Source organism: Sphingomonas sp. Leaf5 (assembly GCF_001421155.1).
In the GTDB taxonomy this organism is placed as follows: domain Bacteria; phylum Pseudomonadota; class Alphaproteobacteria; order Sphingomonadales; family Sphingomonadaceae; genus Sphingomonas.
On the sequence record NZ_LMJZ01000025.1, the window covers coordinates 23,840 to 50,498 of the forward strand.

At 67.0% G+C, this 26,659-nt stretch carries 26 protein-coding genes; 6 read left to right on the plus strand and 20 right to left on the minus strand.

Annotated elements, in window-relative coordinates:
• Positions 1-389: 389 nt before the first annotated feature.
• The 6 genes from ASE50_RS17330 to kduI form a co-directional block, all read right to left on the minus strand.
• Positions 390-1,148 (minus strand): metallophosphoesterase family protein, encoded by a 759-nt coding sequence (locus tag ASE50_RS17330; protein WP_056403572.1) that lies wholly within the window; start codon positions 1,146-1,148, stop codon positions 390-392.
• A gap of 47 nt (positions 1,149-1,195) precedes the next feature.
• Positions 1,196-2,395 (minus strand): MFS transporter, encoded by a 1,200-nt coding sequence (locus ASE50_RS17335; RefSeq protein ID WP_056403574.1) that lies wholly within the window; start codon positions 2,393-2,395, stop codon positions 1,196-1,198.
• On the minus strand, positions 2,392-4,980 hold the full coding sequence (locus tag ASE50_RS17340; RefSeq protein ID WP_056403577.1) for a PAS domain-containing protein: 2,589 nt from the start codon (positions 4,978-4,980) through the stop codon (positions 2,392-2,394). The genes ASE50_RS17335 and ASE50_RS17340 overlap by 4 nt, the downstream gene beginning before the upstream one ends.
• Before the next feature lie 68 nt (positions 4,981-5,048).
• Positions 5,049-6,062 carry a sugar kinase gene (locus ASE50_RS17345; RefSeq protein WP_082439101.1) on the minus strand — a complete coding sequence of 338 codons (1,014 nt, stop codon included), beginning with the start codon at positions 6,060-6,062 and terminating at the stop codon, positions 5,049-5,051.
• Complete coding sequence (gene kduD, locus ASE50_RS17350; RefSeq protein WP_056403581.1) at positions 6,047-6,799, minus strand: 2-dehydro-3-deoxy-D-gluconate 5-dehydrogenase KduD; 753 nt, start codon at positions 6,797-6,799, stop codon at positions 6,047-6,049. The genes ASE50_RS17345 and kduD overlap by 16 nt, the downstream gene beginning before the upstream one ends.
• A gap of 199 nt (positions 6,800-6,998) precedes the next feature.
• Positions 6,999-7,838, minus strand: coding sequence for a 5-dehydro-4-deoxy-D-glucuronate isomerase (gene kduI, locus ASE50_RS17355; RefSeq protein ID WP_056403585.1), 840 nt, complete (start codon positions 7,836-7,838; stop codon positions 6,999-7,001).
• 349 nt (positions 7,839-8,187) lie between these two features.
• On the opposite strand from kduI, the gene hemF reads away from it, so the two are divergent.
• Both hemF and ASE50_RS17365 read left to right on the plus strand, forming a co-directional pair.
• A complete protein-coding gene (hemF, locus tag ASE50_RS17360) occupies positions 8,188-9,030 on the plus strand; it encodes an oxygen-dependent coproporphyrinogen oxidase (protein ID WP_056403589.1) in 843 nt (280 codons plus the stop codon).
• A 4-nt stretch (positions 9,031-9,034) separates the two neighbouring features.
• Positions 9,035-9,628 (plus strand): GNAT family N-acetyltransferase, encoded by a 594-nt coding sequence (locus ASE50_RS17365; RefSeq protein WP_056403592.1) that lies wholly within the window; start codon positions 9,035-9,037, stop codon positions 9,626-9,628.
• On the opposite strand, the gene ASE50_RS17370 is transcribed toward ASE50_RS17365, so the two are convergent.
• Positions 9,601-10,344, minus strand: coding sequence for a hypothetical protein (locus tag ASE50_RS17370; protein WP_056403595.1), 744 nt, complete (start codon positions 10,342-10,344; stop codon positions 9,601-9,603). The two genes, ASE50_RS17365 and ASE50_RS17370, sit on opposite strands and share 28 nt — an antisense overlap.
• Positions 10,341-11,177, minus strand: a complete 837-nt coding sequence (locus ASE50_RS17375) for a hypothetical protein (RefSeq protein WP_156347278.1) — start codon at positions 11,175-11,177, stop codon at positions 10,341-10,343. Before ASE50_RS17375 ends, ASE50_RS17370 begins: the two co-directional genes overlap by 4 nt.
• A gap of 63 nt (positions 11,178-11,240) precedes the next feature.
• On the opposite strand from ASE50_RS17375, the gene lipB reads away from it, so the two are divergent.
• From lipB to ASE50_RS18390, 4 genes are all read left to right on the plus strand, one after another.
• Positions 11,241-11,930 carry a lipoyl(octanoyl) transferase LipB gene (gene lipB / locus ASE50_RS17380; protein ID WP_056403912.1) on the plus strand — a complete coding sequence of 230 codons (690 nt, stop codon included), beginning with the start codon at positions 11,241-11,243 and terminating at the stop codon, positions 11,928-11,930.
• Positions 11,931-12,018: 88 nt separating this feature from the next.
• Positions 12,019-12,291, plus strand: a complete 273-nt coding sequence (locus ASE50_RS17385; RefSeq protein ID WP_056403601.1) for a hypothetical protein — start codon at positions 12,019-12,021, stop codon at positions 12,289-12,291.
• Between the two features lie 201 nt (positions 12,292-12,492).
• Positions 12,493-13,167, plus strand: a complete 675-nt coding sequence (locus ASE50_RS17390; protein ID WP_056403604.1) for a hypothetical protein — start codon at positions 12,493-12,495, stop codon at positions 13,165-13,167.
• A gap of 321 nt (positions 13,168-13,488) precedes the next feature.
• Positions 13,489-13,623, plus strand: coding sequence for an entericidin A/B family lipoprotein (locus tag ASE50_RS18390; protein ID WP_056500683.1), 135 nt, complete (start codon positions 13,489-13,491; stop codon positions 13,621-13,623).
• Positions 13,624-13,939: 316 nt separating this feature from the next.
• On the opposite strand, the gene tatC is transcribed toward ASE50_RS18390, so the two are convergent.
• The 12 genes from tatC to ftsA form a co-directional block, all read right to left on the minus strand.
• Positions 13,940-14,716 carry a twin-arginine translocase subunit TatC gene (gene tatC / locus ASE50_RS17395; protein WP_056403607.1) on the minus strand — a complete coding sequence of 259 codons (777 nt, stop codon included), beginning with the start codon at positions 14,714-14,716 and terminating at the stop codon, positions 13,940-13,942.
• Positions 14,713-15,114 carry a Sec-independent protein translocase protein TatB gene (gene tatB, locus ASE50_RS17400; RefSeq protein ID WP_056403612.1) on the minus strand — a complete coding sequence of 134 codons (402 nt, stop codon included), beginning with the start codon at positions 15,112-15,114 and terminating at the stop codon, positions 14,713-14,715. Before tatB ends, tatC begins: the two co-directional genes overlap by 4 nt.
• A gap of 47 nt (positions 15,115-15,161) precedes the next feature.
• Positions 15,162-15,449, minus strand: a complete 288-nt coding sequence (locus ASE50_RS18915; RefSeq protein WP_082439102.1) for a twin-arginine translocase TatA/TatE family subunit — start codon at positions 15,447-15,449, stop codon at positions 15,162-15,164.
• 37 nt (positions 15,450-15,486) lie between these two features.
• The gene (scpB, locus tag ASE50_RS17410) at positions 15,487-16,053 is read right to left on the minus strand and encodes an SMC-Scp complex subunit ScpB (protein ID WP_056403615.1); all 567 of its coding nucleotides are present in this window, start codon (positions 16,051-16,053) and stop codon (positions 15,487-15,489) included.
• Positions 16,050-16,781, minus strand: a complete 732-nt coding sequence (locus ASE50_RS17415; protein WP_056403617.1) for a segregation and condensation protein A — start codon at positions 16,779-16,781, stop codon at positions 16,050-16,052. Before ASE50_RS17415 ends, scpB begins: the two co-directional genes overlap by 4 nt.
• Positions 16,782-16,813: 32 nt before the next feature.
• Positions 16,814-17,818 carry a beta-N-acetylhexosaminidase gene (nagZ, locus tag ASE50_RS17420; protein WP_056403619.1) on the minus strand — a complete coding sequence of 335 codons (1,005 nt, stop codon included), beginning with the start codon at positions 17,816-17,818 and terminating at the stop codon, positions 16,814-16,816.
• Between the two features lie 46 nt (positions 17,819-17,864).
• Positions 17,865-18,596, minus strand: a complete 732-nt coding sequence (locus ASE50_RS17425; RefSeq protein ID WP_056403622.1) for an SPOR domain-containing protein — start codon at positions 18,594-18,596, stop codon at positions 17,865-17,867.
• The gene (gene argS / locus ASE50_RS17430) at positions 18,596-20,323 is read right to left on the minus strand and encodes an arginine--tRNA ligase (protein ID WP_056403626.1); all 1,728 of its coding nucleotides are present in this window, start codon (positions 20,321-20,323) and stop codon (positions 18,596-18,598) included. Before argS ends, ASE50_RS17425 begins: the two co-directional genes overlap by 1 nt.
• Positions 20,324-20,396: 73 nt before the next feature.
• Positions 20,397-21,557, minus strand: coding sequence for a deoxyguanosinetriphosphate triphosphohydrolase (locus tag ASE50_RS17435; RefSeq protein WP_056403628.1), 1,161 nt, complete (start codon positions 21,555-21,557; stop codon positions 20,397-20,399).
• Positions 21,554-23,452 carry an SPOR domain-containing protein gene (locus ASE50_RS17440; RefSeq protein ID WP_235512421.1) on the minus strand — a complete coding sequence of 633 codons (1,899 nt, stop codon included), beginning with the start codon at positions 23,450-23,452 and terminating at the stop codon, positions 21,554-21,556. The genes ASE50_RS17435 and ASE50_RS17440 overlap by 4 nt, the downstream gene beginning before the upstream one ends.
• Positions 23,453-23,768: 316 nt before the next feature.
• Positions 23,769-25,289: a cell division protein FtsZ gene (gene ftsZ / locus ASE50_RS17445; RefSeq protein ID WP_056403634.1), complete on the minus strand. Its 1,521-nt coding sequence runs from the start codon at positions 25,287-25,289 to the stop codon at positions 23,769-23,771.
• A gap of 104 nt (positions 25,290-25,393) precedes the next feature.
• Positions 25,394-26,653: a cell division protein FtsA gene (gene ftsA, locus ASE50_RS17450; RefSeq protein WP_056403637.1), complete on the minus strand. Its 1,260-nt coding sequence runs from the start codon at positions 26,651-26,653 to the stop codon at positions 25,394-25,396.
• Positions 26,654-26,659: the final 6 nt, after the last annotated feature.

The following is a 26,659-nucleotide window of genomic DNA, read 5'->3' on the forward strand; positions in this document are numbered from 1 at the left end:
ACCCCACCAGCAGACCAAGGCGCAGACGCATCTGATCGAATCGTCCAACGCCTCGTTCCGCGACATGCTGGCCCGCTTCAACCGCCGAACCAAACGCGCYTCCAAGACCCAACAGATGCTCGAGATCACCCTCGACATCTTCCTCGCCAGAAAACGCCTACAGAGTCCGACGTGAACACTCCCGCCTACGCGGGGGTACGCCACGCGATCGGCAATCGGTACGTTTGCATAGGTCCCGCCGACGCGAGACTTCAGCGAAAACCCTCTGTCCGCACCCCGGCGAAGGCCGGGGGTAAAGCAGCGAGTTGGCTCCTTTCGGAACGTTTGGGGTAACCGCGCCTGCGCAGTGTTTTTCGGCGAATCTATCGACCAATCTAGCAGGGTTGCCCCTACTCGCGCATCGTCACCGGTTCGTCCGCCGCGCCCATTTTGCGCGCGATCGTCTCGAACGCATTGCCGTCGATCCGGATCTCGTTGAACGACGGAGGATCGCGGCGGGTTCGGGTCGACAGCGTGCCGGCACCGATCATGCGCAACCGACCCTTGGACGTGCGATAGGGAAGATCGAACGGGTCGTGGACATGGCCCGACAGCACCGCATGCGCCCCGGCCGCGATGACGGCGTCGAGCGCGGCGGCACCGCCATCGGTCTCGCCACTGGATTTGGTGCCGACATCGACCAGCGGGTGGTGCGCGGCGATGAAGATCAGCCGCCCTTCCGGCACCCGTTCGATCAGCCGCAGGGTGCGCGCCAGCGCCTTCGGCCCGACATAGCCTTTCGACCAGTCCCAACGGAACTGGAAGCGGGCGGTCGTCTTGAGCGGCACGATCGCGACGCCGTCGATCTCCAGCGGGCGTTCGATCATCCGTTCCAGTCGCTTGTAGCGTTTGTACGGCCGGACGAAGCGGGCGAAGAGATTGTAGAGCGGCAGGTCGTGATTGCCGACCTCGACCGTGACCGGACGACCCAAGCTTTCGAGCCATTCGGCCGCCGCCTCGAACTCGGCGGTGCGCGCGCGCATCGTCAGGTCGCCGGTCATGATGATCGCATCGGGTTGCTCGCGGGCGACCGCCTCCCCGAACCATGCGATCGCGTCCTTGTCCTCCGCGCCGAAATGGACGTCGCTGACATGGAACAGACGGATCATCGGGCGCTCCCCCTAAAACTGCAAGTGCGGGCAACGCACGAGGGGGCCTAGCGCTCCGACCGGATCGCCAGCGCGGTCAGCCCGCCACCCGCCGCGACCAGCGCCAGCACGACGAACACCGCGCCCAGCCCAGCGCCTGCCGGCACCAGCGCCGCCAGCAATGGCGGAACGCAGGCGGGTAGCGTGTTGGTGAGGTTCAGGATCGCCAGATCGCGCCCACGGGTACGCGACGAGGGCAGCAACTGCATCGCCAGCGCCGAATGCAGCGCGAGGAATACCGACAACCCGGTCTGGGTCACGCCATAGCCGATCGCCGCACCGGCAAAGCCGGGCGCGATTGCCATGCCGATCAGTCCGGCCACGACCAACAGCGTCGCCCCGCCCAGAAACGGCTTGCGCCCGCCGACCCGGTCCGACCAGCGCCCGGCAAGGATGGTAGCGACGACGACGACGGCGGTGACGATCGCCATCGCCCGCGCGACCGGTCCCGCCGCATCGCCCTCGCCCCGCCAGCGATCGGCGAAATGGAAAAAGGCATAGGCCGTCAGTCCGTTGCCCGCGACCTGCATCGCCAGCCGCGCGATCCACGTGCGGATCAGGTCGCCGCGTGGCACGACGGTCGCCGCTGCTGCATCCGCGCCGGCCGAACCGCCGCCCGCCCCCCGCTCACGCACGAACAGCAGGAACGGCAGGATCATGACCGCCGCCAGCGCGACGTTGGCGGCGAACCGTGCGCCTTCGCCGGCGAACATCGCGGCGGTCACCGCCGCCGCCGACAACACGCCGATCGGGTGCGAGATACCGAGCAGGCCCGATACCCGGCCCTTGGCGGCGTCGGGCACCTCATCGGCGATCACCGCGACCATCGGCGCGAACATCAGGTTCAGTGCGACCTGCCAGAAGGCGATGGCCGCAAGCAGCCAGCCGGGCGTCTGCGCGCGGTGGATCGCGGCGAAGGCGATAGCGATCAGCACCAGCCCGACCGCGATCGGCAACCGCCGGCTGCCGCTGCGCCGCCAGCCGATATCGCTCAGCCAGCCGGCGGCGATATTGGCGATGCTGGCGATCAACGCACCGCCCAGCACCGCTTGTCCCAACAGGGTCACGCGGTTGGCGGGGTCGATCGCGGCGACCTTCACCTGCAACAGGATCGACACGAACGGCATGAACGCGACGAACAGCCCGCAATAGGCGAGCGTGTAGAGCGCGACGAACCCGCGCGGCGTCGCGACCGGGGGTGCGTTCACCGTCCGGCGGTCCGGCGCAGCGCGACGACCAACTGGCTGATGGTATAGGGTTTGTGCAGCAGATCGAACCCCATCGTGCCGTGGCGGACGATCACGTCGCTATAGCCGCTGGTCAGCAGCACCGGCAGCCGCGGATACTGGTCCCGCACCCGCGCCGCCAGTTCCATGCCATCGATCCCCGGCATCATCACGTCCGAAAACACGGCGTCGAAGCCGTCCGGATTGGCGGCCAGCATGTCGAGGGCGACCTGCCCGTCGGCCGCGTGGACCGTGACGAAGCCGTGCGCCTCCAGCGCATGGGTGGTGGTGGTGCCGACCGCTTCGTTATCTTCGACCACCAGCACGCGCAGCCCGTCGCCGCCGCCCGGTTCGACCTCGCTGCGGATCGGGGCGGCATCGCCCGTCGGCGCGGCGGCACGCGGCAGGTACAGGATAAATTCGGTGTTGCCCGGCACGCTGCGCGCGCGGACCTCACCACCCGATTGCTTGGCGAACCCGAACACTTGGCTGAGGCCGAGGCCGGTGCCCTTGCCCAGCGCCTTGGTCGTGAAAAAGGGTTCGAAAATGCGACCGAGCGTTTCCTCGTCGATGCCGCTGCCGGTGTCGGCGATGGTCACTGCCACGAACGATCCCGGCGCGGCGGGCGCGGTCGCGCTGGCGGGGATGCCGTCGATGCACCCGACCGACAACGTCAGCCGCCCCTCCCCCTGCATCGCGTCGCGGGCATTGGCAGCGATGTTGACGAGGGCGGTGTCGAACTGGTTGGGATCGGCATCGACGAACGCCGGGTCGGCGCTGGCGTCGATCGTCACCTTGATCCGGGACCCGGCGAGGGTGCGGACGATGTCGCCGAGCGCCGCGACGGCGACATTGGCGTCGAACGTCTCGGGCCGAAGCGCCGAGCGGCGGGCGAAGGCGAGCAGCTGCCCGGTCAGTTTCGCGGCACGATCGACGGTATCGCTGATCGCGGAGAGATAGCGTTCGCGGCGTTCCGGCGCGAGCGCGGGTTGCCGGAGCAGATCGACCGCGGAGCGTACGATCGTCAGCAGATTGTTGAAATCATGGGCGACGCCGCCGGTCAGCTGGCCGATCGCCTCCATCTTCTGGCTCTGGCGCAGGGCGTCCTGCGCGGTGACCAGCGCCCGCGTGCGGTCGACCACCTGTTCCTCGAGCGACGATGCGAGGGCGGCGAGTTCGCGCTCGGCGCGGCGGCGCTCGGTCGCGGCGCGGGTGCGTTCGGCGACCTCGCGGACGAAGGCGATTTCGTCGTCGCGCCAGACGCGCGGCTCGCCGTGATTGGCGTAGAGCAGCGCGACCAGCCCGCCCAGTTCGGTCAGCGGCATGTTGATGAACGCGCGGGCGTTGATCGATTCCAGCTGTGCGGCGGTGTCGGCGGTGCGCGGGTCGATCCGGGCATCCTCGACCACCGCCGTCTCGCCACGTTTCAGGTCGTCGATGTAACAACCATAATCGCGGAACTGGAGCACCCCGGCAAGGCTGGCGACGCCGGGCGTGTTCCAGTCGCGTTCGATGGTGATCGTTTCCGCTGCGCGGTCGACGATGCCATAGCCGACCCGGTCGACGCCCAGCGCCTCACCGATGATGCGCGACGCGGCGGTGGTCATCTCGACCGGATCGTCGAGCAGGCGCAGCATCTCGTTCAACTCGGCCATCGCCGCGCGCATCCGCTCGAGCCGCTTGTACGCGGTGACGTCGATCGACACGCCGGTCAGGCGGGTGATGTCGCCCGCAGCGTTCCGAGTCGGCTGTCCCCGGCTGGCGATCCAGCGGGTCTCGCCGTCGGGCAGACGGACGCGGACCTCGATCTCGAGCGATGCTCCCTCGAAGCTCGCCTCGATCGCGGCCATGGCGGCCGGACGATCGTCGGGATGGAGGATCGCGGAGATTTCGGCGGGCGATGGCGGGTAATCGGCGTCGAAGCCGAAATTGGCGCGGCAGATTGCCGACATGCTCAGCTGTCGCGTGACGCGGTCGAACGACCAAGTGCCGAACCGCCCGGCCTCCAGCGCGAACAGCATCTCGCGTTCACGCTCTTCCTGTTCGCGAAAACGGCCCGCCAGCTCGGCGAGCAACGCGGCATTGGTCGATTCCAGTCCGTCGACCCGGTCGCGTTCGGCAGTGACGTCGAGCTGGCTGGCGAAAAAATAGGCGAGCTTGCCATCGGCATCGGGGACGGGGGCCAGCAACAGCCGGTTCCAGAACGCCGTCCCGTCGCGGCGATAGTTGCGGATGTCGATCTCGATCGACTCTTCGGCCGCCACCGCCGCGCGAATCTGCGCGACGGCCGCGGGGTCGCTATCCTCACCCTGCAGGAAACGGCAGTTCCGACCGATCACCCATTCGCGGTCGTACCCGGTCAGACGGCAAAACGCGTCGTTGACGAAGACCAGCGGATTGTCGGGCAGTCGGGGGTTGGTAACGACCATCGGCATCCGGGTCGCGCGCACCGCCGCCACGAACGGGTCGGTACCGCTGTCGGTCCCGGCGATTTCCAGCGCGATGCGATGGTCGTCGCGCTGCGCCCGTTCGCTGCTACCCCCGTCCAGATCCACGTCGCCTCGCATCGTCCACACAACGTGGCCCGACGGCCGCCGTTCCGCAGCCGTGCCCCCGGACCCATGCTATGATCGGATCAGCGACGGACGTCCAGCCCGCCGGCAAGAAACGCATCGATATCGGATTGATGAAACAGGCTAAAATCGCCGGGCAACGAATGCTTCAGCGCCGCGACCGCAAGGCCCCAGCGCGCCGCCACGTCCTCGCTTTCACCCGACATCAGCCCGTGCAGCACGCCGCTGGCAAAGGCGTCGCCGCCGCCGATCCGGTCGACGATGCCGGAGATCGAGACCTCCGGGGTCTGGACCGAACCGGTCGGCGTGTCGATCCGCGCCGACAGGCGGTGATGGTCGGCATCGATGACATGGCGCGCGGTCGAGGCGATGTGCTTGAGGTTCGGGAACGCCGCGAACGCCGCTTGCGCGGCTTCACGCCGGCGATCTTCGCCATCGCCGGAAAAGTCCTGTCCGATCAGCAGCGACACATCGCGGTGGTTCCCGAACAGCAGATCGGCAAGGTCGACCAGCCGGGTCAGCACGCCGCGTGGATCGCTGTCCCACGCTTCCCACAGCCGGGCGCGGTAATTGCCGTCAAACGAGATCGTCAGCCCCTTCGCGCGCGCAGCTTCGGCAGCGGCGATCGCGGCATCGGCGCTCTCCCGCCCCAGTGCCGGAGTGATTCCCGACAAGTGCAGTCGGGTACAGCCGTCGAGCAACCGGTCCCAGTCCCAGCTGTCGGCCGGTGCGGTCGCAAAGCTGGAGCCGGCGCGGTCATAAACGATGTCCGACGCGCGCAACCCCGCCCCGACGCTGAGGAAATACAGGCCCATGCGTCCGTCCTGGGTCACGACCCGCGAACAATCGACGCCCTGCGCGCGGAGCGCCGACACGGCCCCGCGCCCCAGCGGGCTGTCGGGGACCGCGCTGGCGCACGCGGTGGCATGGCCGAGATTGGCGAGACCGACCGCGACATTCGCCTCCGCCCCGCCGACATTCACGTCGAACCGGCCGCTCTGCATCAACAACTCGCGGCCCGGCGCGGTCAGTCGCAGCAGCAATTCGCCGAAACACAGGATCATCGCGCCAGCCATCCCCCATCGACCGCAAGGACGTGACCGTTAACATAATCGGACGCGGACGAGGCAAGGAATACCGCAGCACCGCCCAGATCGTCGGCCGCACCCCAACGCCCGGCGGGAATGCGCTCGACGATCTGGCGGTTGCGGGTTTCGTCGGCCTGCAAGGCGGCGGTGTTGTTGGTCGCGATATAGCCTGGCGCGATCGCGTTGACGTTCACGCCCTTCGCCGCCCATTCGTTTGCGAGCAGCTTGGTCAGGCCGCCGATCCCCGATTTCGACGCGGTATAGCTCGGCACGCGGACACCGCCCTGAAAGGTCAGCATCGACGCGATGTTGATGATCTTGCCCCGCCCCTGCGCGACCATATGCCGGCCGGCGGACTGGCAGAGGAAAAACACCGATTTCAGGTTGGTGTCGATCACCGCGTCCCAATCGGCTTCGGTGAAGTCGAGGCTGTCGGCGCGGCGGATGATCCCGGCATTGTTGACCAGAATGTCGAGGCCGCCCAGCGTATCGACGACCTGCGACACGACCCCTTCGACCGGCGCGATGGTCGACAGGTCGGCGGAGACGATCTCCGCACGGCGACCCATTGCCCGCGCCCGTTCGGCGGTATCGGTGGCCGGGGTACGACCGATCAGCGCGACATCGGCCCCAGCCGCGGCGAGCGCCAGCGCGATGGCCTGTCCGATGCCCGTATTGGCACCGGTGACGGCCGCGACCCGGCCCGAAAGATCGAAAGGATTCATGGTTGGTCCCTCTTGTCCCGCCGGGCGGGTTCCAAAGCGGTCATGGCAATGCGGCTGGAAGAACGCCCCTTCGAACCGGACGTCGCCCCGGCGCAGGCTGGGGCCTCCCGCGGCTCCTGCCGCGCTCCATCACCGGGAGATCCCAGCCTGCGCCGGGATGACGTTTGGTTCGAGTACGATCGTCAGCAGTGCCGTTCGCTCACGCCAGTTGGCAGATGTCGAGCACGTTCATGTCGGTATAGTCCTGGTTCTCACCCGCCATCGCCCAGATGAACGCATAGGCGCGCGTGCCCGACCCCATATGCACCGACCACGGCGGCGAGATGACCGCTTCCTCATTGCCCATGACGATGTGGCGCATCGCTTCGCCCTCGCCCATGTAATGGAACACCTTGTCGTTGTCGGTCGGCAGTTCGAAGTAGAAATAGATCTCGCTGCGACGCTCATGAATGTGCGGCGGCATGGTATTCCACACGCTGCCGGGCTTCAGCACCGTCAGCCCCATAACCAGCTGCGCCGAATCGCATACGCCCGGAATGACCAGCTGATAGATGGTGCGTTCGTTCGATTCCTCCAAGCTGCCACGGTCGAGCGCATTGGCGTCGGCGATGCCGAGCTTGCGGGTGGTGAAACCTTTATGCGCCGGGCACGATGCGATATAGAAACGCGCGCCCGTGCCGCCGAATTCGACGTCGGTGGCACCCATGGTGACATAGACGCAGTCCTTGTTGCCGAGCGTGAACGTCTCGCCATCGACGGTCAGCGTGCCTTCGGCATCGCCGACATTGACCACGGCCATTTCGCGCCGTTCGAGAAACGGGTGCCCGGCGGCCGATTTCGGTTCGGTCTGCGCGGGCAGCTTCACCGGCGTATCGCCGACCGCAACGCCACCGATCACGAACCGGTCGGCATGGGTATAGTTCAGGACGCATTCGCCTTCACGGAACAGCCCGTCGATCAGATACCGGTCGCGCAGTTCCTCGTTCGAAACGCATTCCATCATGTCGGGATGGGTTGCGTAATAAGTGCGGTCGAACATGTCTCTCTCCATCAGGTAACCGGTATCAGCGCAGGCTCGCTGCCAAGGGGTCCGGCGGTTCGATTTGGTTATTACCGTCCTACCCCCCCGGAACCGTCCCGTCGACCGGTTTTTGTGATAGAAGAATGGTGGATTTGCGTCGCAGCGAACCGTTGCCGCCGATAGGGCCGGTCCATCTTATCGTTCCGTAATATGATTTACCTGTTCGATATGCGGACATTTCAGTGTCGAAACTCCGACCGACTGAACCGCTTCAACAATAAATGACACCGGTTCCCTGTCCTTGTATATCCGGCAGGCGCTCTCCGTGCTCTTGCCCCTGCCCGCCCCGCCCGGCAAAGCGACGGTCATGCAACCGCTCGACCCCCAGCAACAATCCGCCCGCATCTGGTTCGAATCGCTGCGGGACCGCATCTGTGCGTCATTCGAAGCGATCGAGCGCGAGGGCGGGTCGGACGCCACCTTCGACTATAGCCGCTGGGACCGCGTCGACCCGTCGGGCGAGCCCGGTGGCGGCGGTGTTCGCGGGGTGATGAAGGGCAAGGTGTTCGAAAAGGTCGGGGTGAACGTCTCGACGGTCGGCGGCACGTTCGAGGGCGAGTTCGCCAAGTCGATCCACGGGGCCGCCGACGATCCGCGGTTCTTCGCGACGGGTATCAGTCTCGTCGCGCACATGGCCAATCCGCATGTCCCCGCCGTCCATATGAACTGCCGGTTCCTGGTGACCACCAAACGCTGGTTCGGCGGCGGCGCGGACCTCAATCCGCCCCTCCCCTATCCGGAGGATACCGCCGACTTCCATGCGGCGATGCAGGCCGCCTGCGATGCCCATGATCCGGTGCACTATCCGCGGTTCCGGCAATGGGCCGACGATTACTTCTACATCCCCCATCGCGGCGTGCACCGCGGGGTCGGCGGCATCTTCTACGACCATCTGTCGAACGACTGGGAGGACGATTTCGCCTTTACCCGCGATGTCGGGGAAGCATTCCTGTCGATCTATCCCCAACTGGTCCGGCGGCGGATGGGAATGCCGTTCGACGATGCCGATCGCGCCCGGCAGCTCGAATGGCGCGGGCGCTATGCCGAGTTCAATCTGGTCTATGACCGGGGGACGCTGTTCGGCCTGAAGACCGGCGGCAATATCGATGCGATCCTGATGAGCCTGCCGCCGCTGGCGACGTGGGGCTGACGCGGTGGGGCTGATCCCGGTCAAGCCGGACGAGGTGGCGACGATCGTCACCTCGCTCGAAATGCTCGAACGGCCGCGTCCGGCCCCGCTGCCGGCGTCGTCGCTGCAACTGGTGCGCTGGGACAAGCCGGCGATCGATCGCTATCGCGCGCTCTTCCGCCGGATCGGCGGACCATGGCTGTGGTTTTCGCGACTGGTGATGGCCGACGACACGCTGGCCGCAATCCTCCATGGCGATGCGGTCCGCATCTGGGCGGTGGTCGATCGCGCGGGGATCGAGGTCGGAATGCTCGAACTCGACGACCGGAAGGCGGGCGAGTGCGAACTATCCTATGTCGGACTGATCCCCGAACTGACGGGACAGGGCCTTGGCCGCTGGCTGATGGCGCAGGCGCTGGGGCTGGCGTGGCGCAAGGATGTGCGGCGGGTCTGGGTCCATACCTGTACGCTCGACCATCCCGGTGCGTTGGGCTTCTATCGGCGTTCGGGGTTCGTGCCGTACCAGCGGACGATCGAAACCTTCGCCGATCCGCGCGCCATCGGCATCCTTCCTGCCGACGGCGCGCCGCATTATCCCCTGCTGGCCAACCGTCGATAGACGGTCGCCCGGACCAGCGCGAAGGCGGTCGACATCGCCGCCCCGACAAAGGCGATCGCGGTCGCGAGCATAGCCATCGTCACCGGATTGCCGCCGCTGCGCGATACCGCACTGGCGGTGTTGGTCAGCAGCAGCGCAATCAACTGCCCGCCGAAATACAACAGCGCCGACAGCGACAGCAGTTGCAGCACATGACCGCGCGTCAGCGCGAGCGCGCGGCTCATCGCATCGCCAAAACGCCGCTCCGGCTCGGCAACCAGTACCGGCATAACCACGAACACCCGGCCGATCACGTACAGGCCGGGCAGTACCAGCAGCAGCAATCCGACCGTCTTGGCCGCGTTGACCAGCAGCGTCGCCGCCACCAGCACCGGCAGGCGGCGGGCGACGCTGCGCAAGGCCTCGCCCACCGTCGGACGGGTAGAATCGAGCAACAGCGTCAGCAGCACTGCGATACCGATCAGTTCAACCAGCAGCTGCAGGCCGAACCATGGGGCGTTATCGATCAACTGTGCCTGCATCACTGCCAGCATCGCGCGCTCGTCCGCCGCGCCAGCCGCGCCGACCGAAACCTGCGTCTGTGCCGTCGTCAGCAACAGCGACAGCGCCAGATTGGGCAGGAAGAAGAACACGCCCGCGACCGCCACGATAACGTCGCGATCCCGCCGCCAGATCGCGACCGCTTCACGGACCGCCGCACCGATATCCAGCCTCATGCGAAGACGGCCAGATCGTCCTGCTCGCCGACGATGGCGCGATACAGCTTGCCGATGAACGCCGACTGGAACAGCGCCAGCACCGAACTGACCGCCGCAACCGCGACCGCGCCACCGATGGCGGCGAGCGACAGGCCGCCGGTATCGCCGGCGATCAGCGCGACGACCGAACCGAACACGAACTGCGCCGCCGATACGGCGATCCCGGCGACGATGGCGTACAGGATGATCAGCCCGATCAGCTTCCACGTCATGCCCCGCGTCAGCGCGAACGCACGACCGAACGCGCCCAGCCCGCGCCGCTCCATCGCGATGACCGCATTGATCGGCAGCAACCGCGCCGACAGCCACAGGACGAACAGCGCGAAAACGACGAAATAAAGCAGCGCCGAACCGAGCTTGCCGAATTCGGACGGCTGCAACGACGTGCCGTTCGCGATCGCCATGAAATCGAACCCGCTGGCCACGGCCAGCAGGATGCCGGGAAGCGCGAGGATGGCGAGTGCGACGAGGACGACGATGCTGATCCCGATCAGCGGCACGAACCGGCGGGTGGCGATGTTCATCGCCGCATGACGATCCTCGCGACCATTCGGCTGCGCGGCGAACCCGATCAAATACAATGCACCCCATAGCGAGATCAGCATGGTCGCCACTGACAACAGCCCGAGGGCAGCGGCGGTGCCGCCCGTCGCATCGGCGCGCACCCCGGCGAGGCTGCCGCTGACCGCCGGCGCAGCGAACTGGGTGACGATCAGTACCGGCATCACCGCGCCCAGATGATCGCGGACGAAATCGACCGCCCGGTCCCACACCGTTCCGACACTTACCATCGTTGCGCTCGCTCCCCATTTGTTCGATGGACGTCGCTCTACCTCTCCTCTTCCCGAATGAAAATGGCTACCCACTCCTTCGTCCCGCCCATCGCGACCGAACAGCAGATCGAATGGCGCCGCTCGCCCGGCCGCATCGAATATCCGGCGGCGCTGGCGGAGATGGAGGCGCGCGCGACCGCCATCGCCGATCGCAGCGCGACCGAAATGGTGTGGCTGCTCGAACATCCGCCGCTCTACACCGCCGGCACCAGCGCCGACCCCGCCGAGCTGCTCGATACCCGGTTCCCGGTCCATGCGGCGGGACGCGGCGGTCGCTATACCTATCATGGGCCGGGCCAGCGGATCGGGTATCTGATGCTCGACCTGACCCGGCGCGGGCGCGACGTGCGGCGCTTCGTCCATGCGGTCGAATCATGGGTCATCGGCGCGCTCGGTGAATTCGGTATTCATGCCTATGCCGTGCCCGACCGGATCGGCATCTGGACCAGCGACGGCAGGACCGAGGCAAAGATCGGCGCGATCGGCGTCCGGGTGCGGCGATGGGCGACCCTGCATGGATTTTCGGTCAATCTCGCCCCGGATCTGACACATTTCGGTGGGATTATTCCATGTGGTATCGCGGAATATCCGGTGACGAGCGCGCAGGCCCTCGGCAAACCGATCGATACCAATGATTTCGACCGGGCGTTGGCAGACGGTTTCGCCGTCTTCCTGAGCGCCTTGTACGCTAGTGCACAAAACGAGGCTTGAGGGGGACGGGTCGTTCGACTACTGTCCCGAGCGGATTGGGTATGAACGGCTAAGAACGCCGCCTACTCCACAGCTTAGGGAGCTTACCATGCGTGCATTTTCGAAGATTCTGACCGGTTCGATCGTTGCCGGCGCGGCACTGGCACTGTCGGCTTGCGGTGGCAACACCGAAACCACCGCCGACAACGCGACCGTCACCGACCTGAACTCGACCGACATGATGGACGGCACGATGTCGGACAACATGACCGCCGTTGACGGCGCGATGGGCAACGACACCATGATGATGTCGAACGACAGCATGATGTCGAACGATACCATGATGATGTCGAACGAAGCCGGCATGACCAACGCCATGTAATCAGCCGTTTCGGCTATTCTGGCAGGGGGCCGTCCGGGCGACCGGGCGGCCCCTTCTCGTTGCGCGATCGGGCGGCGCGACGATCGTTACGCGGCCGTGCGGCGAAACGTGACGTGATCGTAAAATCGGGCTTGGGTCGCTGGGCAAAACTGCCTAACCATCGCGCTCGTCCAAGGCGCTGATGCGCCGTGAAAGAAAGAGATGAGCGTAGTGCGTACTCTGGTCCTGGCCGCTGTCGCCGCCCTGACCGTCGCGGCAACCCCCGCGTCGGCACAATTTTATCTGAAGCCGGTCGATATCGACGGCCCGCGCGTTACCGGCGAGGAGACCGGCGTCGCCACGCAGGCACTGCCCGGCGCGACCCCCGCCGAACTGCGTGCCGCGGTGTTGTGGAACCTGCGATCGGGGCTGAACGTCGCGGCGTTGCAATGCCAGTTCGAACCGACGCTGCTGACGCTGCACAATTACAATGCGATGCTGTTCGATCACACCGACGAGCTGAAGCAGAGCTATGACGCGCTCAGCAAATATTTCATCCGCACCGCCGGGTCGACCAAGGCCGGCCAGACCGCGCTCGACCAGTTCGGCACCCGGGTATATTCGGGCTTCTCGACGGTTTCGGCGCAGCTCGGCTTCTGCCAGGCGGCAAACGAGATCGGACAGGAAGCGATCTTCGTACCGCGGGGCTATCTGGGCGAGTTCGCCGAGATGCGGCTGCGCAAGCTGCGCAACTCGCTGGTCGCGTATGGCGATCAGCAGTTCACGCGCGCCATCCCCTATTATGTGCGCCCGGTGCGGCTCTACCAGTTCGAGAACAAGAAGTGCTGGCGCAAGGGGCTGTGGCAGACGAAGCGTTGCGGCGAGTTTCCCGCCTGATCGTCACCGGCCGACGATTTCAAAAAAAGAAGCGTAGCGGTCGGAACCAAGCATCGGGCATCCCGTTATCACCCTCGGATAGCGATTTTATGCCCCCCCGCTCTCGCTATCCACGAACAGGGCCCGGTTGGTGTGAACCCTCCCCCCCCCCCGGTAGCATCGCCGGGCCCGAATTCGAATTCTGAGTTAAACAGCCCGTCCGCGAAAGCGGACGGGTTGTTTTTTGTCGGTAGCGCGAAACGGTTGCCGAACCGGAACGAACCGGCGGGTCGGTCATTTTCCTGTGGAGCGGCTCGAGCCGCCTATTCATCGGAGGTCCTCATGCGAAAGTTTCTCAGCCTGGCAGTAATTGCCGGTGCCCTCGTCATCAGCGCGTGCAACACCGTCGAGGGTGTCGGTCGTGACGTTTCCTCGGCAGGTGATGCCGTCGCAGGCGCGGCGAAGGATTCGAAGTAGGTCCGTCGGACGGACCAAGGTCACGGTGCGGTTCGGGTTTCGTCCGGACCGCCCCTTTTTCTCTCCGCGTGACCGTGTCCACAATGACCGACAGCGCCGCAAACCTTGCCAACCGGTCCAACACTGGCGGTCGCGACTACTCTGTAAAGATGGCGCCCGGAGTGGGCGGTGATCGCCGCACCCGGCAAGATGCGTCGCGAGCACCCGACACCGACGCGGCGGCCGAACCGAGCGCCCGCAGCGCGCCGCGAAGGTGCCTCGCGGTGATGGCTTCCCGAGCGCCGCGACGTACATCGTCACGGCACCTCGTCGACCTTCAGGCGGCTTCTTCGTCCGTAGCTGCTTCGGGATCACGCTTTGCCCGGCGCTTCTCGGTGAACCAGATCGCGATCAGTGCCAGTTCGTAAAGCAGGATCAGCGGCACCGCGAGCAGGACCTGTGACCCGATATCGGGCGGCGTCGCAACGGCGGCGATGGCGAAGGCCGCGACGATCGCGTAGCGCCGCGCGCCGACCAGTTGCTTGCGGGTAACGATACCAGCCAGTTCCAGCAGCATCAACAGGACCGGCAACAGGAACGCCAGACCGAATGCGAACAGGAACTGCATCACGAACGACAGATAGTTTTCGACCGACGGCAACGCTTCCTGCTGCACGCCGCCCAGATTGCCCTGATAGCCGAGCAGGAAATGCAACGCGACCGGGATCGTGGCGTAATAAGCCAGCGCCGCACCGGCGATGAACAGCACCGGCGTGGCCAGCAGAAACGGAAACAGTGCCTTCTTTTCGTTCCGATACAGCCCGGGTGCGACGAATTGCCACAGCTGGTTGGCGATTACCGGGAACGCCAGCATCATCGCAGCAAAGAACGCGACCTTGATCTGGACGAAGAAAGCCTCGAAAATCTGCGTGAAGATGACCTTCTTCTGCCCGGCCGCCAACAATGGCTGAACGAGGAACGACAGGATCTGTTCGGAAAAATAGAAGCAAAGGCCGAAACACAGCGCGACGGCAATCACCGAATAAAGCAGGCGACGGCGCAGTTCGATCAGGTGATCGAGCAGGGGCGCCTGACTATTGTCGATATCGTTCATGACGCAGCCTTGCCATCGGCAGCGGGCGGTTGGTCGGCCGGACCCTCGCGCAGTTCGGGACGCTCGACCATGACCGGCGCTGCATGATCGACCGGCTGCACCGGGTCATGGACCGGCGGTGGCGGCGACGGCGCATCGACCGGATGGACCGCAGCATCCGTGGTCGGATGCTCGCGCATGATCCGGGCGTTCTCTTCCGCCCATTTCTTTTCCATTTCGGCCAGCTCGGCCTCGCGGACCATCGTATCGAACCCCGATCGGAACTGCCGCGCCACGCCACGCGCCTTGCCGACCCAATGGCCGACAAAGCGCATCGCTTTGGGCAAGTCCTTCGGGCCGATGACGAGCAACGCGACGAGCCCGACGAGCAGCAATTCGGAAGAATCGATATTGAACATCGGCGCTCGACTTCAGGCGGGCCACCGGCCCGCCGGTTGGCAAAGGATCAGCGGTCGCCGTGCGGACGGTCGGTGTCGCGCACGATCGGATCGCGCTGCACCGGATCGCGCGGGGCGGGATCGTGATCATATCGATCATCGCCGGGACGCTGTTCCAGCCGTTCGCGCGGACGAACGGGCGGCGGCGGTACGTCGTCGTCCTCGGCCATGCCCTTTTTGAAGCTTTTCAGCCCCTTCGCCACATCGCCCATCATGTCGGAAAAACGCCCCTTGCCGAACAGCAACAGGACCAGGACGCCGACGATAAGCCAGTGCCAAATACTAAGACCACCCATCGTCCACACTCCAAGCGAAACGGATCGTGCGCTTCACTTAGTCGCTATCGTCGCCGCTTTCCAGCATGGTTGCGAAGGCATCGTCGATTGGTTCGAGTAAACCGGCGGCGCGCAGGTCGTCGATCCCGGGCAGGTCGCGCCGGCTGTCGAGACCGAAATGGTCGAGAAAGGCGGGAGTCGTGGCATAGGTCAGCGGTCGTCCGGGCACCTCGCGCCGTCCCGCCGGCCGGATCCAGCCGGCGACGAGCAGCACGTCGATCGTCCCCTTCGAAATCTGTACGCCGCGGATCGATTCGATGTCCGCGCGGGTCGCCGGCTCGTGATAGGCGATGATCGCCAGCGTCTCGATCGCCGCACGCGATAGCCTGCGCGATTCGTCCCGGTCGCGGCGCAGGAAATGGGCGAGGTCGGGGGCGGTCTCGAAATGCCAATACTCGCCGCGCCGAACCAGCCCGAACCCCCGCCCGGCATGGTCGGCCTGGATCACGCCCAGCGCCGCCCGGACATCGCCGTTGCCGACATAGGCGGCGATCATGCCGGCGGTCAGCGGCGTCTCGCTGGCGAACAGCACCGCTTCCACCGCCCGGACGAACGGATCGGTCATGCGATCCGCCGGATGTCGATCGGGCCGAACGGCGCGTCCTGCCGGATCGCCACCCTGCCCTGCCGCGCCAGTTCGAGCGCCGCGAGAAAGGTCGAGGCCAGCGCCGAGCGACGAAAGCGTTCGTCGGCGTCGCGGGGCAGGAACGTGCCGATCGCGGTCCAGTCGATCCGGGTGCCGAGCATCGCCTGCACCCGTTCGATCGCGACCTCCAGCGTCATGACGGGCCGGTGCCGCACGATATGCAACACCGGCCGGGTCCGTGCGCTGACCCGGCCATAGGCACCGATCAGGTCGTACAGGCTGGCATCCCAGCGCGCCTTGCGCACGACATGCAGCCCTTCGGGATCGCCGCGCATGAACACGTCGCGGCCGATCCGGTCGCGCGCCAGCAGCCGCGCCCCGGCCTCCCGCATCGCATCGAGCCGTTCGAGCCGCAGTTGCAGGCGCAGCGCCAGTTCCTCGGGGTCCGGGTCCATCTCCGGCTCGCGCGGCAACAGCAGTGCCGATTTGAGATAGGCCAGCCATGCCGCCATCACGAGCCAGTCGGCGGCCAGTTCCAGCCGCACCGCCGCCGCCCGATCGATCCAGCGCAGATATTGCTCGACCAGCGCGAGGATCGAGATGCGCCGCAGGTCGACCTTCTGCGTCCGGGCGAGCGCCAGCAACAGGTCGAGCGGCCCTTCCCATCCGTCGAGTTCAATCGTCAGTGTCGGCGCGTCGGCTTCCATGGCGGCGATCCTATCCGCGCGACGCAGCAGCGTCAGGCGAGCGCGAGCAGTTGGTCGCGGGTCGCGATGAGGTCGGCGAACGGGATATCGCTCGTCCTGCCGGCACCGGCCATCGCGCGGTCGAGCCGCGCCCGCGAACCGGCGGCGATGCTGTCGAGGCGGTCGGCGATCGCCACCATTTCGTCGATGCGCGCCCAGCAATCGAGCACCACGTCGCAGCCGGCGGCGATCGCTGCCGACGCCTTGTCCGCCGGTGTTCCCGACAACGCCTTCATATCGATGTCGTCGGTCATCAGCAGGCCGTCGAACCCGATCCGATCGCGGATGATCCGCTGTATAACGGTCGGTGACAGCGTCGCCGGACGGTCGGCGTCCCACGCAGAAAACACGACATGCGCAGTCATCGCCATCGGCGCGTGTGCCAGCGTGCGGAATGGTTGCAGGTCGATCGCCAGGTCAGCGTCCGATGCATCGACGCGGGGCAGTTCGAGATGGCTGTCGACCCGTGCCCGGCCATGACCCGGCATATGCTTGACGATGCCGATCACCCCGGCCGCCGCGAGGCCGTCGAGCGTGGCGCGACCAAGGGCGGCGACCTGCATCGGATCGGCACCATAGCTGCGGTCGCCGATCGCGCCGGTCATGTCGGGTTGGGCCACGTCGAGCAGCGGCAGCGCATCGACGGTTACGCCGACCTCCGCCAGCATCGCGCCGATCGCCTGCCCATTTGCCCTGGCCGCCGCAATCGCCGAGGACGGCGCGCGGTCGTAGAGCGCGGCGAACGCGGCAGGGGCCGGAAAGGCGGGCCATTCGGGCGGCCGCATCCGCGCGACGCGACCGCCCTCCTGATCGATCAGGATCGGCAGATCGGCCCGCCCCGACAGGTCGCGCAACGCATCGGTCAGCGCGCGCATCTGTTCGCGATCGACGCAATTGCGGCCGAATAGGATATAGCCGAGCGGATCGGCTTCGCGGAACAGCGCGGCTTCGTCGGCGGTCAGCGTCGGGCCGGACAGGCCAAAGATCACGGGCTTCATACGCGCCGGGCTACCGCAGGCGGCCCGGCGCGACAACCGGTGGTTGTCACCGGGCGATGAAGCAATTCTCCCCCGCCAGTTTCAGCTTGCCGCACAGGTCCGATGCCTGATTGGCGCTGCCGGCATTCACCCGCAGGCGATGGACGGTCTTGCCCTTCACCTCGGCGACCTGCACCGATTTGCCCAGCGGAGCGAGATAGGCAAAGCGGCGCGACAGCTGGTTCCAGGCGCTGTTGGCGACCGCTTCGCTGGGGAACGACCCCAGCTGTACCACCGAACCACCCGCCCCCGCCGCCACCGGCGCGGGTGCCGCAACCGCCGGGGCACGTGCCTCCAGCCGCTGGGTAGTGGTGGGTACGGCCGTGGCGACACGGCCGGTGCCGCTGTTCGCCGGGGTATTGGCCGGGGCGGCGGCGCTGCCCTGCACCGGTGCCTCGGGGACTGCGTTGAGATTGACCGAGGCATTGCCGCCGGTCGCCCCTTCGCTGGTCGCGATGGCGGTGTCGCTGTCGCCGGTGACCTGCATGCCGTCGCTTCCCTCGGCACGCGTCTTGTACGGCTCGTTCGGCGCGGCGATCAGGTCACCGGTGCCGCTGGCGGTCGGCGCGTCGCGTTGCCGGAGCAAGGCAAAGACGATCGCGGCCACCATCAGCAGCCCGATCAGCACCAGCAATACCGTCCGCCAGACCGGGCGCGGCGCGTCCGGTTCCGGATCGGCGCTTTCGAGCCACGGCAGACGTTCGTGGTCGGGATCGCGCGATGCGATCGAATCCGCCATTATTTCATCTCCTCAACCGCCTCGACCCCCATGATGGCGAGGCCGTTGCGGATAATCTGCCCGATCGCGCGCGCAAGGAAAAGCCGTGCCTGCGTCAGCGCCACATCATCGGGCTGAAGATAGCGGCGCGACGGGTCGTCATTGCCCAAATTCCACGCCGCGTGGAATTCCGCAGCCAGGTCATACAGGTAGAATGCGATGCGATGCGGTTCCCGCACGGCGGCCGCGCTTTCGACCATGCGCGGAAACTGCGCCGCGCGCTTCACCAGCGCCAGCTCGACCGTGTCGAGACGGGACAGGTCGGCATCGTCGACCACGGCAATCCCCGCCTCGGCGGCACGCCGGGCCAGCGAATGGACGCGGGCATGGGCATATTGGACGTAGAAGACCGGATTGTCCTTCGACGCCTCGACCACCTTGGCGAAGTCGAAATCCATCTGCGCATCGGCCTTGCGCGTCAGCATGGTGAAGCGGACGACGTCCTTACCGACCTCGCTCACGACATCGGCGAGCGTCACGAAGTTGCCGGCGCGTTTCGACATCTTGACCGGCTCACCGCCGCGCAGCAGCCGTACCATCTGCACCAGCTTCACGTCGAAGCGCGTTTTGCCCTCGGTCAGCGCCTGCACCGCCGCGACGATCCGCTTGACGGTGCCGGCATGGTCCGCGCCCCAGATGTCGATCAGCTGGTCGACGCCCTCCGCCTTCTGAAAATGATAGGCGAGGTCGGCCCCGAAATAGGTCCAGCTGCCGTCCGACTTCTTGATCGGACGATCCTGATCGTCGCCGAACTTGGTCGAGCGGAACAGCGGCAGTTCGACCGGCTCCCAGTCCTCGGGCGTCTCGCCCTTGGGTGCTTCGAGGACGCCGTCATAGACGAGGTCGCGCGCGCGCAGCCATGCCTCGGCGGCTTCGGGCTTCTTCGCCGCCTGCAACTCGGCTTCGGACGAGAAGACGTCATGTTCGATGCCGAGCAGCTTCAGATCGGCGCGGATCATGTCCAGCATCGCCGCGACGGCACGGGTCCGGAACAGCACCAGCCACTCGTCCTCCGGCGCGTTCACATACCGGTCGCCGAACTCGGCAGCCAGCGCCTGCCCCACCGGGACCAGGTAATCGCCGGGATACAGACCCTCGGGAATGGTCACGGTTTCGCCCAGCGCCTCGCGATAGCGCAGATGCGCCGAACGGGCGAGGACGGCGACCTGCCCGCCGGCGTCGTTGACATAATATTCGCGGACGACGCGCGCACCGTTCCATTCGAGCAGGCTGGCCAGCGCATCGCCGACGACCGCGCCACGGCAATGGCCCATATGCATCGGCCCGGTCGGATTGGCCGAGACATATTCGATATTCACGACCGTCCCGGCCCCCGCCTGCGACCGGCCATAGGTGTCGCCTGCTTCGGCAATGGCGGCCAGTTCGGCGCGCCACGTCGCTTCGGTCAGCGTGAGGTTGATGAAGCCCGGCCCGGCGACCGACGCGGCAGCCACTTCGGGCAGGCCCGCCAGTTCGGCGACCAGCAATTCGGCCAGCGCGCGCGGGTTGGTCTTCGCCGGCTTGGCAAGGACCATCGCCGCATTGGTCGACAGGTCGCCATGGGCAGTATCGCGCGGTGGCTCGACCGTGATCGCTCGTCGCTCCAGCCCCGCCGGCAGGTCGCCACGTGCCACGAGCGTGTCGAGCGCGCGGTCGAGATGGGCGAAGAAACGGGGGTACAGCGTCATGGCGGTTCCGGTCGATTGGTGGAACCGCGCCGCTTAGCGGAAAGGACCGGCTTAGGCAAAAGCTGCTATGCGGTCAGAACCCTTCGGGCAGGTCGATCGGCCCAACGACCTCGCGATAGCAGCGGACGGCGAACCGGTCGGTCATACCGGCGATGTAATCGGCGATGTGGCGGCTGCGATCGGGCTCGCTTTCGGGCAGCGTCGTGCGCCAGCCATCGTGCATCGCATGGGGATCGGCGTGGTAGGCGGCGAACAGCCCGGCGACGACTTGCCCCGCCATCTCCGCCGCCGCCAGCTGGCGCGGGTGATGGTACAGATTGGCGTACATGAAGCGTTTGAGCACCCGCTCTTGCTCGGCCATTTCGGGCGAGAAATGCGCGAGGCACTGGCCGGCGGCGCGCACATCGGCGACGGTCTCGACGCCTGCCGTCGCGACCCGGCGGCTGGTCTCGGCGATCAGGTCGTTGACCATCGAACCGATTTGCGACCGGGTCAGTTCGCCGACCAGTCGTTCGGGCGGCACATCGGGGAAACGGTTGCGCACCGCATCCCATCCGGCGGCGACGAACGGCACACTCAGCAACTGATCGAGCGTCAGCAACCCGGCGCGCAGGCCATCGTCGATGTCGTGATTGTCGTAGGCGATATCGTCGGCGATCGCCGCGACCTGCGCCTCCAGCGACGGCCATTCGTTCAGCCGCAGGGCGTGCGCCGCATCCGCCTGTGCCAGCGCCCATCCCGGCGTCGGGATCGGGCCGTTATGCTTGGCCAACCCCTCCAGCGTATCCCAGGTGAGGTTCAGCCCGCGCCAGCGCGGATATGGGCTGTCGAGCCAGGTCAGCGTCCGCAGCGTCTGCCCATTATGGTCGAACCCGCCATGCACGACCATCGCTGCTTCCAGCGCATCTTCGCCGGCATGACCGAACGGGGGATGGCCGATGTCATGAGCAAGGCACAGCGCCTCGGTCAGATCCTCGTTCAGCCCCAGCGTGCGGGCGACTGCGCGACCGATCTGCGCGACTTCGAGGCTGTGGGTCAGCCGGACCCGGAAATGATCGCCATCGGGGGCCATGAACACCTGCGTCTTGTGGCGCAGGCGACGGAAGCTGATCGAATGGATGATGCGGTCGCGGTCGCGCTGAAATGCGTCGCGTGGGCCACGCGTCGCGTCACCGGGTTCGGCGTGCAGGCGGCCGCCATGGGCGTGCGGATTCGCGGCATGGCTTGCGGTCACTTGACCGGGACCCGTGCGACCTTCTGGCCGACTTCGCTGGTGAAGGCGAAGGCCTGTACCCCCGATTTGCGCAGCGTGTTGACGAAGGCCTGCGCCTCGTCATCGGTCTTGAACGGTCCGGTCAGCAGGCGGTTGGTCGCGCGCAGCGAGGTGGTCCATGCCTGTCGCCCTTTCAGCGCAGGGGCCTTGTTGGCCATGATCGCCCACGCGGCGGGCAGGCCGGCGACGTTGGCACCGCCGGCGATCTGCACCCAATGGCGTTCGGGATCGGCCCGCTTGGCCGCGGCGAGCTTGGCAGCCTCGGCGGCTTCGGCCTTTTTCTGGTCGGCGAGCTTCTTCGCCTCGGCAGCCTTTTTGGCGGTCGCGGCGCGGGTGTCCGCCAGTTTCCTGGCGGCAGCGGCCTTGGCAACGTCTGCGGCGCGGAGATCGGCTTCGCGTTTTTCGGCGGCCTTGCGCGCGGCGGCGGCATCGGCGGCGAAGGCGGCGGCGCTGGTCGGGATGGTGGCGACGGGCGGCGGGCCGACGCCGAGTTCGGAGGCCGGAATGTCGAGGTTGCGGATGATGCGGGCAAGGACGTCGTCGTTCGTTTCGCGCCGGGCGGCGACCGTCGTGGCGGCGGTCGAAACGGCTGGCGTCGCCGGGGGCGGCGTTTCGGGCGGGCGGTCGACGACGGTGACCGGCACCGGCGCGGCGGCGACCTGCACCGGCGGACGGGCGGCCTGTGCCAGCCGGTCGCGTTCCGCCAGCGCAGCGGCGGCGACGCGGCGTTCCTCGGCCTGACGCGCGGCGACCCGTTCCGCTTCCAGTCGGGTTGCCTCGGCGATACGCGTCTGTTCGGCCTGTTGGGCGGCGAGTTGCTGCGCGTCGCGTTCGCGCTGGGCCAATGCCGCCTTTTGGGCATTGGCGCGGGCCAGCGATTCGCGGCGCGCGGTTTCGTCGGCGCGGGCCTGGGCAAGTTGCTGTGCCTGAACCTCGGCCACCCGGCGGGCCTGCTCGGCCTGCGCCTGACGGCGACGTTCGCCGCTCGACAGCGGGCGGACGGTCGCCGGGGCGGTGGGTCGGGTCACGGCGGCGACGGCGACCGGTGCGGCGGTGCGGACCGGGGCGGGCAGCGGCGGCGCGAGGCGCGCGTCGGCGATCCGCTCGGGCGAGGGCGCCAGCCGGCCGAAATGCACCGCGAACGCCCGGTCGGCACCGGCCAGTTGCGGCAGGCGACGGAAGAAAGGCGACAGGCTGCTGGCGAAGCCCGGCAGCATGCTGGCGGTAATCCTGTCCGCACCGGTCGTATCGCCGGACATGGCGAGGACGAAGGCGCGTACCCGCCACGCGGCACGATCGTTCTTCAGCAGCAGCGGGTTCAGAACCCGGGTCGCCTCGGTCAGATCGCCGTCGATCCCCAGCGACAGCGCGAGGCGGCGGGTGACCTCGTCATCCTCGCCGGCCCGCAGCGCCTGCCGGTAATCGGCCTGCGCCAGCGTACCGCGCCCGAGCAGATCGTAGGCGAGGCCGCGTTCGGCCAGATAGGGCGTCATCGCGACCCCGGCGCGCTCGGCGGAATGGAACAGCGCCAGCGCTTCGCCGGGCCGTTCCATCGTCACCAGCGCCACGCCGCGCGCGGCGCGGATGCGCGGGTCGCTGGGCGCGACTTTCTCGGCGCGGGCGAGGAACTGCATCGCGGCGTCGGTGTCGCCGAGCTTGCCGCTCAGGCGACCGGCCTCGACCAGCGCCGATACGTCATTGGGGCTGCGGCCGAGGATGCGCATCTGTTCGGACAGGCGATCGGCATTGGGGGTCGTCACCGACTGGACGATCGCGCCGGACTGGGCCGCGACGGGGAGCGGGGCGGCGGAGGCGAGCAGCAGGGCCGTCGCGCGGAACATCGGGAATCGGGTCATGGGCGACCTCGCTACACCATGTCGGGGCTGAACCGGGAATGGTGGTTGCGCGCGGTCGGCGACGAAGCGAGTGGTCGTGGCGACGAACGGGCGGCGAAGGTGACGAAGGTGCCACGTAGTGGCGTGTTTCCGGGCGGGCTGGGTGGGCGGCTGTTGCCGGTTTCGAGTCTGGCAGGGTTTGGGGGTGTAGGAAAGTTTCTTCGGTTCCGGTTGCGGAAGCCCCCCCCTCCACCATCCTGCGGATGGTCCCCCTCCCCGCGCAGCGGGGAGGATTTCCGGGTGTTGCCCCGCGATGCCGGTCGCGGGGCGGGTTGCCTTACTGGTTGTTCTGGCGGTGGAGGAAGCGCGGGATGTCCAGCGGTTCCTTACCATCGTCGGTGCCGCGCGCGGGGGCGCGGCCGGCGTTCGCCATGCGTTCGAACAACGTACCGCCGGGCTTGCGGGTCGGTGCCGCTTCTTCGCGCGGGGCCGGTTCGGCAGGCGCTTCCGGGGTCAGCCAGCGACGACGGCCTTCGCTGGACGACACGCCGAAATCGCTGGCCGGGGTCGGTGCGGGCGCGGGTGCGGCGGCTTCGGCACCGAGCACCAGTTCGTCCTCATCGCCGTGCGAAGGTTGCACCGGTGCATGCTGCGACGCGTGCTGCGGGGCGTCGTAGGTCGAATGCGGCACGACCCGTTCCGACGCCGACGGCTGGCTCGCCCCCTGCGGGAAGCGTTCCATCGGCGCGGGCGCAGGCGCTTCCTGGAGATGTTCGGCAGCGGCACCGCTCGGCGCGACCGGGACGGACGTGGCCGGGCGACGCGGCGCGTTGAACGAGAAGGCGCGGGTCGGTTCGGCCTGGGCCGGAGCCGGCTGTGCCTGCGACGGCTTTTCATCCTCGATACCGGTCGCGACGACCGACACGCGGATCTTGCCTTCCAGCTCGCTGTTGAACGCCGAACCCCAGATGATGTTGGCGTCTTCGTCGACCAGCTCGCGAATGTGGTTCGCGGCTTCGTCCACTTCGAGCAGACGCATGTCGTCGCCGCCGGTGATCGACACGATCACACCCTTGGCACCGTTCAGCGACACGCCGTCGAGCAGCGGGTTGGCGATCGCCTGCTGCGCCGCCTCGATGGCGCGATTGTCACCTTCGGCCTCGCCGGTGCCCATCATCGCCTTGCCCATCTCCTGCATCACCGAACGGACGTCGGCGAAGTCGAGGTTGATGAGGCCGGGCATGACCATGAGGTCGGTGATGCCGCGCACGCCCTGCTGCAACACTTCGTCGGCCATTTCGAAGGCCTGCTTGAACGTCGTGTTGGCGTTGGCGATCAGGAACAGATTCTGGTTCGGGATGACGATCAGCGTATCGACGTACTTCTGCAGCTCCTCGATGCCGGCCTCGGCCGACTTGCCGCGACGCTTGCCCTCGAACGCGAACGGACGGGTCACGACGCCGACGGTCAGGATGCCCATCTCGCGCGCCGCCTTGGCGATCACGGGTGCCGCGCCGGTGCCGGTGCCGCCGCCCATGCCGGCGGCGATGAAGCACATATGCGCGCCCTCGAGGCTCTTCTGGACCGCTTCGATGGTCTCCTCGGCAGCGGCGCGGCCGATTTCGGGGCGGCTGCCCGCGCCCAGACCCTGGGTGATCTTCGCGCCCAGCTGAATACGCTGCGGCGCGGACGACTGCTTGAGCGCCTGCGCGTCGGTGTTGGCGACGAGGAACTCGACCCCCTGCACCTCGGCACGGATCATGTTCGCGATCGCGTTGCCGCCGGCACCGCCGACCCCGATCACGGTAATGCGCGGGGTCAGTTCGTCCACGTCGGGTGCCAGAAATTCGATGCTCATACTCGGTCTCCCTGTCCCGGCCGGCACCGGGCACAATTACCATGCCGTTGTGCATCAAGCGGCGGGGCGATCCTAGTCCCCCGCGGCCCGATGGGTAGAAAAAGTCAATAGTTGGTGCGGAATGCGGTCATCAGCCGCTGGAACAGCGCACCCGTACTGGGGCGCGATACCATCTGCTGCGTGGGTTGTAACGCGCGCAAATCGACCGGGTTCGATGCGGCGAACATGGCGAGGCCGGCCAGCGTCGCGAAGCCGGGACCCGAATGCGCCTCCGGCAACGCGGTCAACCCGCGCGCGCGACCGACGCGGACCGGGCGACCCAGCGCCTGTTGCGCGTAATCGGCGATCCCCTTCAACTCGGCACCGCCGCCGGTCAGCACGACCTGTCGCCCGACCGGATCGTCGAAGTTCAGCCGGCGCAGTTCCTTGCCGATTTCGCCGACCAGCCGTTCGAGCCGCTGGCGGATGGTGGTGATGAGTTGCGCGCGGGTGATCCGCGTCCCCTCCGCATCCTCGTCCGCGCGGACCGGTGCGACCTCGATCATGTCGTGATTGTCGCGCGGCGACATGTTGGCCGACCCGTAGAAGCATTTCAGCCGCTCGGCCTGCGCCCGGTTGGTGCCGAAGGCCGAGGCGACGTCGTCGGTGATGTCGCTGGCCCCCATCGCGATCGAGGCGAGGCCGGTCAGCACGCCATTGGCGAAGACCGAGACGTTGGTGATCCCCGCACCGATTTCGACCAGCGCGACGCCCAGTTCGCGCTCTTCCTCCGACAGGCAGGCAAGCCCGGTCGCGACCGGCGCGGCGACGATCGATTTGGTTTCGAGATGCGCCGAACGGACGCACAGGTCGAGATTTCGGACCGGCGATCCTTCAGTGGCGACGACATGGATTTCGACCCCGAGGCGATCGGCGTGCAGCCCCTTGGGCTCCTGCACCCCGCCCAGACCGTCGAGGGTGTAGCGCATCGGCTGCGCATGCAGCACCATGCGCTGACCCGGATCGATCGCGTTGCGACCGGCCTTGAGCAGCGCATCGATATCGGACTGTTCGACGCGGTGGCCGCCCAGATCGACCTCCAGCTTGACGATATCGGACACGAGGCCACCCGCCGAAAAGCTGACCCACACATCCTCGATATTGAAGCCGGCGATGCGTTCGGCCTGTTCGACCGCTTCGCGAACCGCCGTCTCGGTCGCTTTCATGTCGGCGATATAGCCGCGCTTGACGCCGCGACTCTCGCGCTGGCCGGTGCCGAGCACGGTCAGTTCGCCGCTGTCGTCGACGCGCGCGATCAGTGCCGACACTTTCGACGTGCCGATGTCGAGTGCGGTGATGATGCCTTCCGGTGCCGTCTTCGCCATATGCCC

Bases quoted from the DNA above. Each gene is read 5' to 3' on its own strand.
- kduD (WP_056403581.1), bottom strand. From the start codon at position 6,799: ATGAATCCTTTCGATCTTTCGGGCCGGGTCGCGGCCGTCACCGGTGCC.
- kduI (WP_056403585.1), bottom strand. From the start codon at position 7,838: ATGTTCGACCGCACTTATTACGCAACCCATCCCGACATGATGGAATGC.
- argS (WP_056403626.1), bottom strand. From the start codon at position 20,323: ATGACGCTGTACCCCCGTTTCTTCGCCCATCTCGACCGCGCGCTCGAC.
- ASE50_RS17425 (WP_056403622.1), bottom strand. From the start codon at position 18,596: ATGGCGGATTCGATCGCATCGCGCGATCCCGACCACGAACGTCTGCCG.
- tatC (WP_056403607.1), bottom strand. From the start codon at position 14,716: ATGAACGATATCGACAATAGTCAGGCGCCCCTGCTCGATCACCTGATC.
- ASE50_RS18390 (WP_056500683.1), top strand. From the start codon at position 13,489: ATGCGAAAGTTTCTCAGCCTGGCAGTAATTGCCGGTGCCCTCGTCATC.
- ASE50_RS17375 (WP_156347278.1), bottom strand. From the start codon at position 11,177: ATGGTAAGTGTCGGAACGGTGTGGGACCGGGCGGTCGATTTCGTCCGC.
- tatB (WP_056403612.1), bottom strand. From the start codon at position 15,114: ATGTTCAATATCGATTCTTCCGAATTGCTGCTCGTCGGGCTCGTCGCG.
- ASE50_RS17340 (WP_056403577.1), bottom strand. From the start codon at position 4,980: ATGCGAGGCGACGTGGATCTGGACGGGGGTAGCAGCGAACGGGCGCAG.
- ftsZ (WP_056403634.1), bottom strand. From the start codon at position 25,289: ATGAGCATCGAATTTCTGGCACCCGACGTGGACGAACTGACCCCGCGC.
- scpB (WP_056403615.1), bottom strand. From the start codon at position 16,053: ATGACCGATCCGTTCGTCCGGGCGGTGGAAGCGGTGCTGTTCGCCAGC.
- ASE50_RS17415 (WP_056403617.1), bottom strand. From the start codon at position 16,781: ATGGAAGCCGACGCGCCGACACTGACGATTGAACTCGACGGATGGGAA.
- hemF (WP_056403589.1), top strand. From the start codon at position 8,188: ATGCAACCGCTCGACCCCCAGCAACAATCCGCCCGCATCTGGTTCGAA.
- ASE50_RS17385 (WP_056403601.1), top strand. From the start codon at position 12,019: ATGCGTGCATTTTCGAAGATTCTGACCGGTTCGATCGTTGCCGGCGCG.
- ASE50_RS17370 (WP_056403595.1), bottom strand. From the start codon at position 10,344: ATGAGGCTGGATATCGGTGCGGCGGTCCGTGAAGCGGTCGCGATCTGG.
- ASE50_RS17330 (WP_056403572.1), bottom strand. From the start codon at position 1,148: ATGATCCGTCTGTTCCATGTCAGCGACGTCCATTTCGGCGCGGAGGAC.
- ASE50_RS18915 (WP_082439102.1), bottom strand. From the start codon at position 15,449: ATGGGTGGTCTTAGTATTTGGCACTGGCTTATCGTCGGCGTCCTGGTC.
- ftsA (WP_056403637.1), bottom strand. From the start codon at position 26,653: ATGGCGAAGACGGCACCGGAAGGCATCATCACCGCACTCGACATCGGC.
- ASE50_RS17440 (WP_235512421.1), bottom strand. From the start codon at position 23,452: ATGACCCGATTCCCGATGTTCCGCGCGACGGCCCTGCTGCTCGCCTCC.
- nagZ (WP_056403619.1), bottom strand. From the start codon at position 17,818: ATGAAGCCCGTGATCTTTGGCCTGTCCGGCCCGACGCTGACCGCCGAC.
- ASE50_RS17390 (WP_056403604.1), top strand. From the start codon at position 12,493: ATGAGCGTAGTGCGTACTCTGGTCCTGGCCGCTGTCGCCGCCCTGACC.
- ASE50_RS17345 (WP_082439101.1), bottom strand. From the start codon at position 6,062: ATGGCTGGCGCGATGATCCTGTGTTTCGGCGAATTGCTGCTGCGACTG.
- lipB (WP_056403912.1), top strand. From the start codon at position 11,241: ATGGCTACCCACTCCTTCGTCCCGCCCATCGCGACCGAACAGCAGATC.